This is a genomic window from Pseudomonas sp. AC463 (genome assembly GCF_979253585.1).
Genome location: NZ_CEEDDZ010000257.1, coordinates 1 through 355, shown reverse-complemented (window position 1 = coordinate 355; position 355 = coordinate 1). Strand labels below are relative to the sequence as shown.

The following is a 355-nucleotide window of genomic DNA, read 5'->3' as shown; positions in this document are numbered from 1 at the left end:
CAATTGCGCGCTGAATATCGTATACTGGGTCGCGGTGGCCGCGATGAAGCCCAGCAGCTTGCGTCCAATTGCGGACACTCGTAGCCGATAACATCGTGGCCGCATGGCTCGCAGGCTTTTTCTCGTCGCTATTTGGCTGATTGCCGCCGTTGCGCTTGCGGGCGGTGCACTGATAATCGCTGGGATGGCGCGGCTTTCGTTCAATCCGTCGCACTGATACTCGCCAGCTAGTTCCACTAACCACCCACCTAATGACATTCGAGACCGCAGTGTCAGGCGCCAAAAGAGGCCATAACGCGGGAATGAATGAACGGCTGAAGTCGGGCAGCGGGAAACGGCGCGCGGATGTCCACAC

Annotated in this window: 1 protein-coding gene; it reads right to left on the bottom strand. The window is 58.6% G+C overall.

Translation table 11 applies throughout. The annotated features are described in order from the left end of the window. Positions 1 to 214, bottom strand: a 214-nt coding sequence (locus AC0IYH_RS30040) for a hypothetical protein (RefSeq protein ID WP_471837754.1), incomplete at its 3' end; no start/stop codon positions are given. Positions 215 to 355 lie beyond the last annotated feature (141 nt).